We start from the raw sequence: 8,688 nt of genomic DNA on the forward strand, positions 1-8,688 counted from the left end.
GGGCGGTCCGGCTTGCGGTCCGGGCCGCCCGGACGGCAGGGTTCGGGAGTGTGCCCACCTTGCTGATCGTGCATCACACGCCCTCGCCCCACTGCCAGGCCATGTTCGAGGCCGTCGTCTCCGGCGCGAGCGACCCGGAGATCGAGGACGTCGACGTCGTACGGCGGGCGGCGCTGTCCGCCACGGCCTCCGACGTGCTCGCCGCCGACGGGATCCTGCTCGGCACCCCGGCGAACCTCGGGTACATGTCCGGCGCGCTGAAGCACTTCTTCGACCAGGTCTACTACCCCTGCCTGGACGCCACCCGGGGCCGGCCGTTCGGCTTCTACGTGCACGGCGGCAACGACGTCACGGGAGCGGTGCGCGGCATCGAGACGATCACGACGGGCCTCGGCTGGCGCCGCGCCGCCGAGCCGGTGACCGTGACCGGCGAGCCGGCCAAGGCCGATGTGCGGGCGTGCTGGGAACTCGGCGCGACCCTGGCCGCGGGGCTGATGGAGTGACGCCCCTCGCCACCGGTTTCGGCGATCTCCGGTGGCCGGGGAACAGGCGGACGGTGCCGGTCCGGGGGACGGGGCAGGTCCCGCGAGGCCGGGCGGCGGCCGTCCGCGCACCCGCGGGTCAGTGGCCGCCCAGGCCCGGCAGGCAGGTCCCGTCGGCGGTGCGGCCGACGACTTCCGCGCTCGCCCGGCCCGTGGCGTCGATCGTGCCGTTGACGCACACCCGGCCCTGGCCGCCGCCCACGAGCACGTCACGCAGCGGGTCGAACCGGAAGCCCTGGATCTCGATCTGGGCGGGCCGCAGCCCGAGGGCGCCGGCCGCCGCGTCGCGCAGTGCCGCCTCGGTGGTCCCCTTCGCCGCGAGCTTCCGCAGAGCCCGGGTGAGGGCCTCGGCGCGCGGGGCGCCCTGCTGCTTCTGCAGGGAGGTGATGGGCATCGGTGAGCGGTACGCGTGGTTCTCCGCCACACGCTGGTTCCAGTCGAACGTGATGCACGGCGTCGGCGTCGGTCCGTCCTCCTCGGGGAGCGGACAGTAACCCTCCGCGGCCGCCGACGCCGTTTCGCCCGCCCGGGGGTCGGCCGACGGATCGGCACAGCTGGCGGCGGCGACGGCGATGAGCACGAGGACGGGGACGGTGAGCCGGCGGGACCGTTTCCATGACATGCGCAGATCATTGCAGCTACCAATCATTTCCGGGCCGCTTTCCGGCGGCGTGCGCGCAGCGGTGATGCCAGACTCCTCGTAGGGCGAGCGTCCCCGGCGGGACGGGCTACGGGAGGTTGACGCGGTGACGGAGGAACCGGTCGGTCCGGCGGACGACACCGAGGCGCTCACCGGCGTCTTCCTCTTCCGGGTGCCCGAGGAGGCCTGGTGGTGGTCCGACGACATGTACCGCCTGCTGGGCTACGACGCCGACGAGATCCCGGCGACCGGCGACCTGCTGGAACGGCACGTGCACCCCGACGACCAGGAGGGCATCCGCCGGGTGTGGGACCACGGACTGGGCACCGGGACGCCGTTCAGCACGTACTACCGGCTCCTGACCCGTGACGGGCAGGAGCGGCACGCCGTGCTCGTGGGCGACGGCCGGGTCGACGACGACTCCGTGGTCGTACTGCGGGGATTCGTCGTCGACGTCACCGAGCCGGTGCAGCGGCACGCCCAGGAATCGGCGGACGTGGACATCGCGCGCGCCCGCGCCTCGCAGGAGGACGTGGACGTGGCCCGCGGTGTCCTCATGGCGCTGTACGGCGTGCACGAGGACGTGGCCTTCCGGGTGCTGCGCCGCCACAGCCAGCAGACGAACGTGAAACTCCGGACCGTCGCCCGCGCCGTCGTCGAGGCCACCCCCACCCCGCCCGGAGAGGGCCAGCACGACCTCCATCACCGCATCGCGCAGGCCCTCTACCCGGACGACTGACGACGGCGGTTCCCGGGTCCGCGGGCCTTGCGCGAGCGGTCCCGGAGCGGCTCCGACGCGGCTCCCGGATCGGTGCCGAGGGTGATTGTCAGTGGTGGCCCGTATGTTCTGCCGTGTCCCGCCGATCCGGGGTGACAGTCCCCTGGGCGCAAAGGAGATGGCGCGTTGTCAGATTGGGAGAGGTCGAGCACGGCACGGGTGATCCCACCCGCCATGCCACGCAAGCTCGCCAAGGTCCCGTTCGTCGAACTGGCCGACGGACGCCTCCAGGGAGTGGTGTCCAGCGGCTCGGACATCGAGCGGGTCTACGTCTCGTCGATCGCCGCCCGGACGTACGCGTTCGCCTGCAGCACCAACAACAACCGGCCCTGCGGCGGTGCGCGCGGCTCGTTCTGCAACCACATACGGGCCCTGGTCAACGAGGCGGTGCTCCAGTACGGCGCCGAGCGCGTCGCCCGCTATCTTCGGGTCGAGCCCACCGCGACCGACGCACAGCCCAGCGCGCAGAGCATCACCGCCGACATGATCGGCACCCGCCCCGCGCAGGCGGACGCCACGGCCGCCGCGCCGGTCTTCAGCCGGTTCCTGCGCCACCTGGCCTACCTCGAACTCGCCCCCACCAACGGCCCGTTGCCCGAGATGCAGTGGTTCCCGCCGACCAGGCGGACCGTGCCGGGAGTGCCCGCGCACACCTCCCGCCCCGGCCCGGCCGAGGACACCGGCCCGCTCACCGAGGCGATCACCGGGCTCGACGAGGCACTGGCCGCCGTCGACGCGTTCGACCAGGTTCTCGTCGGCGGTCTGCTGCGTCCCAGGCCCGACCAGGCCGCGGCCCTCGCGGAGTTCGCGCAGGCCGTCGCCGGTTCCCCGCTGGCCGCCAGGGCCGCCGAAGCCGCCGAGAAGGCGGCGGCCGGAGCGGCGGCCGAGGACCACCTCGTCGTCCTCGCGGCGGGCCGCACCGCACTGCTGGGCTCCGTGCACGACGCCCTCGTGACCCGTGTCGAGGAGCTGACCGGCCGGCCGCACGACGGGGACACGGCCCCGGCGCCCGCCGGACCGCAGGCCGTGAACCTGCTCGCCGCCGCCCGCTCCTGGCTGGCCGACCTGGCGCGCGCCGGATGGCGGGGCATCGACCACGACGTGGTCGCCGGATCGGCCCAGATCGTCTCCGCGATGCTGCCCGACCCGTCCCTGCGCCGGCTGGCGACGCTCCTCGACGGCTTCGCCGCCGAACTTGCGGCGTCCTGCCCCGGAGCGGCCCTGGACCACGTCCCGGTACGCCGCTGGGCCGACCTGTGGTCACGGGCGATGCTCCTGACCCTGCCCGGCGCCACCGGCACGCCCGCCGTCGCCGCGGCCACCGGACGTCTGCTGCCCCTCGGCGTCGACGTGCACGAACACGCCACCGCCGCACAGGCCCAGGTGCACGCGGTGCTCGAACCCGCCGACGGGACGCCGCCGCGCCTGGTGCGCGCCGGAGTGGCGGTCCCCAAGCCGGACACGGTCGTCGGCGCCGGTGTGTGGCAACTGCTGCGACCGCACATGTCGCTGCTGGCCGCCGTCGGCGAGGGGCGCTCGATGGACATCACCGACATGCCGCTCACCGCCGAGGGCGACCTGATCTGGAGCGACGAGCACGCCCGGCCGGGCGAGCCCGCCGACGCCTTCGCCACCGCCCGTGTCGCACTGCCGACCGCGACGGCCTCGGCGACCGCGCCGCTGGACCGGCATCCGGCCCGCATCGCCGTCCCCGTGTTCCTGGAGGGGTACACCGTCCGCAGGACCGGGCCGCAGGCGGCAGCCACCGACGCGCCGGAGGAGGCTCCGGCGGACGGCGGCGACGTCGACCGACCGGGCGGCGACGTGCTGACGTTCACCGTCGCCGGGCAGCCGCTCGTCGTCGACACCGACCGCATCCCGGTCGCCGGACCGCTCACGCCCGAGGCCGTCGAGGCCTCCGGCGCGTGCATCGGGCTGCTGCGCTGGGACGCCGGGACGTTCGGGGTCCAGCCGCTCGCCGTCGAGACGACCGTACGCAGGAAGGCCGTCGCGATCCACGCCGGCGGCTGGGTCGGCGGCACGGCCGACAAGACGGGCGCCAGGGCGGAGAAGGCCGCCGCCGACGCCGTGGTGGTGCTGCGCGAGCGCGCCGGAAGGCTGCTGCGCAAATGACCGAGCCGACGAACGGACACCACCCGGGAGCGAACCCCTACGACAACCGTCGCCAGGTGCTGTACTGGCGGCTGCTCGCCCGGCTGTTCGACCACGAGGAGCAGCCGGCCCTGGAGTCGTTGAGTCTCGCCGTCGTCGAGGACATCGGCCTGCCGCCCGCGCTGCTGGACCCGCAGACCTCCGTCGACTCGATCGTGCAGCGCCACCCGGAACTGGCCGCCGAGCTGGACGGGCTGATGGTCCCTCAGGCCGGGACCCTCGGCCAGGGCGACCCGGGGAGCGCCACCGGATCCGAGGCCGAATCCGAGAGCGGGACCGAGTCGGGGACCGACGGTGAGACCGGTGCAGAGACCGACGTCGAAGCCGAAACCGAAGCCGAAGCCGACCCGGAGGGTGACGGACGGGACCGGGACGCCGAGGTCCGCCGGGCCGCACTGGTGTCGAAGGTGCTGCTCAACGTGTTCGCCGCCCCCTCCGGCACGGTCACCGCGGGACAGCTCTCGCGCTGGCAGTCCGACGCGGGCTGGCTGGAGCGCGCCCTCGGCTGCCGTCCCGGCGAGCTGCGCGGCGGCCGGACCGGGCGAGGCGCCGCAGTGCCGGGCGGTGTCGCCCCGACCGGTACCGGAGTGGGCTTCGGCACGCCCGACCTCAGTCGGCTGATACCGGCGATCGGGCCCGAACTCGGGGCCATCGAGGCCGAACTCGTCCGCCGGATGCGACTGCGCGAGGTGCTGGCCGATCCCCGGCTGGCCGCCCAGCTGACCCCGAGCATGTCGCTGGTGGAACAGCTGCTGCGGGACAAGGACAACCTGTCCGGGGTGGCCCTCGCCAACGCCAAGGACCTGATCCGGCGCTTCGTCGAGGAGGTCGCCGAGGTCCTGCGGACCCAGGTGGAGAAGGCGTCGGTCGGCGCCCTGGACCGCTCGGTGCCGCCCAAGCGGGTGTTCCGCAACCTCGACCTCGACCGCACGATCTGGAAGAACCTCACCAACTGGAGCCCGGAGGAGGAGCGGCTGTACGTCGACCGCCTCTACTACCGGCACACCGCCCGCAGGACGACGCCCCAGCGGCTGATCGTGGTCGTGGACCAGTCGGGCTCGATGGTCGACTCGATGGTGAACTGCACCATCCTCGCGTCGATCTTCGCCGGACTGCCCAAGGTGGACGTCCACCTCATCGCGTACGACACCCAGGCACTCGACCTCACCCCCTGGGTGCACGACCCCTTCGAGACCCTGCTGCGCACCAACCTCGGCGGCGGCACCGACGGCACGGTCGCGATGACGCTGGCCCAGCCGAAGATCGCCGAGCCCCGCAACACCGTCGTGGTGTGGATCTCCGACTTCTACGAGTGGCGCGCAGAGCCGCTGTTCGCGAGCATGGTCGCCATCCATCGCTCCGGCGCGAAGTTCATTCCCGTCGGCTCGGTCACCAGTTCGGGCCGCGCCAGCGTCAACCCCTGGTTCCGGGAACGCTTCAAGGATCTCGGTACACCGGTCGTCTCCGGCCACATCCGCAAGCTCGTCCAGGAGCTCAAGACGTTCCTCGCCTGAGGCGCCCACGTACATCGAGCGTTCCGCCCCATATGGGCCTCCGGCCCCGGGCTTCCCCCTCTTTTCTTGCTTCCTTGCCGAGACCTGCCCAGAAAGGCACCGATATGTCCGAGCTGTTGCGCGCCCCCGCCGAGCTGAAGTACGCCGAGGAGCTGGACTGGCTGGAGTCGATCGACGACGGCCCCAAGCCCTTCGCCTGGCGGCTGTCCCCGAAGATGGTGCGCCTGTTCATCCTCGGCTCCGAGCGCGCCGACGGGCTCGACCGGCCCGTCGCGCAGAAGTGGTTCGGCGACCGCAGCTTCGTCGAGCGCTCCATCGTCACCCTGGCCTCCGACCGGGGTCTGCTGCTCATCGGGGACCCCGGCACTGGCAAGAGCTGGCTCGCCGAGCTGCTGTCCGCCGCGATCAGCCGCAACTCCACGCTCGTGGTGCAGGGCACGGCCGGTACCACCGAGGACCACATCAAGTACTCGTGGAACGTGTCCATGGTGATCGCCAAGGGCCAGTCGAGGGAGTCGATGATCCCCTCGCCCATCATGACCGCGATGGAGGCCGGCGCGATCGGCCGCTTCGAGGAGCTCACCCGCTCCACCAGCGACGTCCAGGACGCGCTGATCTCGATCCTGTCCGAGAAGTACATCTCCGTACCGGAACTGGCCGGCGACGACAACGGCAACATCGTCTTCGCCAAGCCCGGGTTCTCGGTCATCGCCACCGCCAACAGCCGCGACCGGGGCGTCAACGACCTGTCCTCGGCGCTCAAGCGCCGCTTCAACTTCGTACGCATCCCGGTGGTCACCAACAAGAAGAGCGAGGCGGAGATCGTCCGCTTCCGCACCGAGGAACTGCTGCGCCGGCACCAGATCGAGCTGGACGTCCCGCCGACCCTGCTGGACGTGCTGCTCCAGAGCTTCGCCGACCTGCGCGCCTCCGCGGCCGCGGCCGGCAGCGACGACGAGAAGCTGGAGTCCGCCCTGTCCACCGCCGAGCAGATCGGTGTGCTGGAGGACGCGATCCTGCACGGCAACTTCTTCGGCGAGCGCGCGCTGACCGCGCACACCCTCGCCTCCTCGCTCGTCGGCTCGCTGGCCCGGCGCGATCCGGAGGACCTGGCCATCCTCAACAAGTACCTGCACGGTGTGGTGGAGCCGCGCAGCAAGGAGGAGGGCGGTTCCTGGGCGGAGTTCCTGGAGGGCGGCCGCGACGCGATCGCCACCCTGTCATGAGCGGCCCGGACGAGAGCGCGTTCGGCGCGCTGCGCGGACAACTCCAGGAAGCCGCACGGACGTTCGCGGACGGGCCGGGAGCGCTGGAGGGCATCCTCCTCGGCATCGTGGACGACGTCGACCGCGCGGTGCGCGAGCCGCTGGAGATCTTCCCGGTCTGCCACCACTCGCCCGCCTCGGCGATCGCGATGGCCCGCAGACTGCGCGAGAAGCAGCCGAAGGTCGTGTACCTCGAACTGTGCGAGGACATGGCACCGCTGCTGACCGAACTGCGCAACTGCCGGCTCCCGGTGGCGGTGCAGGCCTTCGCGACCGAGACCGAGGGATTCCCGGCCGAGTGGGCGCCGCTGTCGGTGGTCGCGCCGATCACCGAGGCGTCGGCCGAGTACCAGGCCATCGCCTACGCCCTCGACACCCCCGGGGTGGAACTGGTCCTCGTCGACCGCTCGTCGGACCACGTGTACCAGTGGGACGAACGAGGACCGCAGGCCGCCGCACCGGCCGACCCGGACGCCCCGCCGGCCGAGGAGGAGGCCGCGCTGCACGGCGACGCGGTCGGCGTGGAGATCGGTGACCTGCGGCCCCGCTTCGCCGAACTGGAGGAGCACCTGCTGCGCCACGGCCGGGTGCGGCACTGGTCGGAGTGGTGGCACCAGTACGTCGAACTGCCGCTCGGCGACGGCGACCACGACACCTACCGGCAGGTCATGCTGCTGATCGGCAGCCTCTTCCGGCGCCTGGCCCCCGGCGACGAGCACCGGGTACGGGTGGACGAGGACCGCGAGCGCTACATGTGGACCAGGATGCGCGAGCACCTGGCCGCGACCGGCACGGAGCCGGCGGACTGCCTGTACGTCTGCGGCGCGTTCCACGCGGCCAGCCGGGTGGCCGAGTTCGGCGTGCGGGGAGCCGACACGTTCGAGATCGGTCCGCGCACCGCGACCAAGTGGCAGCACGGACTGATCCCGTCCAGCCATGCGGCGATCGAGGCGCAGTTCGGTCTCGCCGCCGGTTCGGTCTCGATCGCCGCGACGGTGTGGGCGAAGAACCTGCGGCGCACCCGGGTGCAGCCGTTCCGTCTCGCGGGGCAGACCGGCGCGAAGAACGGCCGGGCCACGAAGGCCGTGGCCGCCCCGGCCCCGGCCGCGCGGAGCGGGGAGACCGGCGCGGCAGCGGACCGGCTGTCCGGCTTCCTCCGGCGGCCGCCCGTCCTCGACCCGCTCGACGAGGCGGAGCTGCTCGGCTGGTCGGTGGACATCGTGCGGGCCGCGCGCCGCAACGGCTACCTCGCCTCCACCGCCGACGCCATCGCGGTGTTCGAGACGTCGATCCTCCTCGCGGGCATGCGCGACCGGGCCAAACCGACGCCGTACGACTTCCAGGACGCGGCCGTCACCTGCATCGAGAAGGACAGCGTGCCGGGCCGGCGCGACGTGCGGCGCCTCGTCGAGATCATGATGGGCGGCGACCGGATCGGGCAGGTCGGCTACGACGCCCTGCCGCCCCTGGCACGCGACGTGCACGACCGGCTGAAGCCGCTGGCCCTGAGGCTCGAACAGCGCGGTGTGCAGCGGGCGCTGCTGGACATCGCGTCGCAGCCGGAGCTGGAGCGCTGCTCCGATGTGCTGTGGATGCTGCGCTTCCTGCTGCCGCAGGGCGCCGCACGGCCGATCATGGGGGAGCGGAGCCTGGGCGAGCGGCCGATCCAGGAGTCCTGGGACCTGGCGCTGGGCACCCACCAGCGTGCCCTCATCGAACTCGGTTACGAGGGGATCAGCATCGAGCAGGTCCTGGAGCAACGGCTGCGGCGCACGGC

Annotated in this window: 7 protein-coding genes and 1 pseudogene; 7 read left to right on the forward strand and 1 reads right to left on the reverse strand. The window is 72.6% G+C overall.

The genetic code is table 11. The annotated features are described in order from the left end of the window. The first annotated feature begins 50 nt into the window (after nucleotides 1-50). Nucleotides 51-503 carry a flavodoxin family protein gene (locus ABT085_RS39980; RefSeq protein WP_351620002.1) on the forward strand — a complete coding sequence of 151 codons (453 nt, stop codon included), beginning with the start codon at nucleotides 51-53 and terminating at the stop codon, nucleotides 501-503. Nucleotides 504-621: 118 nt separating this feature from the next. On the opposite strand, the gene ABT085_RS39985 is transcribed toward ABT085_RS39980, so the two are convergent. After that, nucleotides 622-1,164 carry a precorrin-3B C(17)-methyltransferase gene (locus ABT085_RS39985; RefSeq protein WP_351619989.1) on the reverse strand — a complete coding sequence of 181 codons (543 nt, stop codon included), beginning with the start codon at nucleotides 1,162-1,164 and terminating at the stop codon, nucleotides 622-624. A 124-nt stretch (nucleotides 1,165-1,288) separates the two neighbouring features. Here ABT085_RS39985 and ABT085_RS39990 point away from each other — a divergent pair, with 124 nt between their 5' ends. The 6 genes and pseudogenes from ABT085_RS39990 to ABT085_RS40015 all read left to right on the forward strand — a co-directional run. Then, nucleotides 1,289-1,921: a PAS and ANTAR domain-containing protein gene (locus ABT085_RS39990; RefSeq protein WP_351619992.1), complete on the forward strand. Its 633-nt coding sequence runs from the start codon at nucleotides 1,289-1,291 to the stop codon at nucleotides 1,919-1,921. Nucleotides 1,922-2,134: 213 nt separating this feature from the next. After that, nucleotides 2,135-2,584, forward strand: a pseudogene (locus tag ABT085_RS39995) (hypothetical protein); the annotation flags it as partial. Further along, nucleotides 2,561-4,093 (forward strand): hypothetical protein, encoded by a 1,533-nt coding sequence (locus ABT085_RS40000; protein ID WP_502982935.1) that lies wholly within the window; start codon nucleotides 2,561-2,563, stop codon nucleotides 4,091-4,093. The pseudogene ABT085_RS39995 and the gene ABT085_RS40000, both read left to right, overlap by 24 nt. After that, nucleotides 4,090-5,646, forward strand: a complete 1,557-nt coding sequence (locus ABT085_RS40005; RefSeq protein WP_351619995.1) for a vWA domain-containing protein — start codon at nucleotides 4,090-4,092, stop codon at nucleotides 5,644-5,646. The genes ABT085_RS40000 and ABT085_RS40005 overlap by 4 nt, the downstream gene beginning before the upstream one ends. A 104-nt stretch (nucleotides 5,647-5,750) precedes the next feature. Then, nucleotides 5,751-6,872, forward strand: a complete 1,122-nt coding sequence (locus ABT085_RS40010) for an ATP-binding protein (protein ID WP_351619998.1) — start codon at nucleotides 5,751-5,753, stop codon at nucleotides 6,870-6,872. Beyond that, the coding region (locus ABT085_RS40015) for a DUF5682 family protein (protein ID WP_351620000.1) at nucleotides 6,869-8,688 on the forward strand (1,820 nt) is incomplete at its 3' end. The genes ABT085_RS40010 and ABT085_RS40015, both read left to right, overlap by 4 nt.

The organism is Streptomyces sp. NPDC002265, assembly GCF_040296125.1.
Classification (GTDB): Bacteria; Actinomycetota; Actinomycetes; order Streptomycetales; family Streptomycetaceae; genus Streptomyces.

Bases quoted from the DNA above. Each gene is read 5' to 3' on its own strand.
- ABT085_RS39985 (WP_351619989.1), bottom strand. From the start codon at position 1,164: ATGTCATGGAAACGGTCCCGCCGGCTCACCGTCCCCGTCCTCGTGCTC.
- ABT085_RS40000 (WP_502982935.1), top strand. From the start codon at position 2,561: ATGCAGTGGTTCCCGCCGACCAGGCGGACCGTGCCGGGAGTGCCCGCG.
- ABT085_RS40005 (WP_351619995.1), top strand. From the start codon at position 4,090: ATGACCGAGCCGACGAACGGACACCACCCGGGAGCGAACCCCTACGAC.
- ABT085_RS40010 (WP_351619998.1), top strand. From the start codon at position 5,751: ATGTCCGAGCTGTTGCGCGCCCCCGCCGAGCTGAAGTACGCCGAGGAG.